1 pseudogene is annotated in these 260 nt (G+C 60.0%); it reads right to left on the bottom strand.

The features are described 5' to 3' along the window. A pseudogene (locus tag SB756_RS31790) lies at window positions 1-185 on the bottom strand (phospholipase); the annotation flags it as partial. Between the last annotated feature and the right edge of the window lie 75 nt (window positions 186-260).

The raw sequence follows: 260 nt of genomic DNA, 5'->3' as shown, positions 1-260 counted from the left end.
CCGGGGAAAGTCAGGCTGTTGAACAGAAACAGCCAGGGCTTGCTGCCGGTCTGTTTTTCGATGGCAAAACCCAACAGGCCCTGGCGCCGCGACGCATCCAGGTCCATGGCCAGCAGCACCCCGTTGGTTCCGGCATAGGCCTTGACCCGGAAATCGTCCTTGTCGTTACGCACCAGTACCCGCATGAAGTCACTCCTGTGAAAGACAGCGCAAAGCGTAGCCGCTTCCCGCTCCGGCATGCCAAGGCAAATCCCTGTAGG

It is taken from the genome of Pseudomonas sp. SIMBA_068 (genome assembly GCF_046534705.1).
GTDB classification, from domain to species: Bacteria; Pseudomonadota; Gammaproteobacteria; order Pseudomonadales; family Pseudomonadaceae; genus Aquipseudomonas; species Aquipseudomonas putida.
This window is presented reverse-complemented; position numbering and strand designations above follow the sequence as displayed.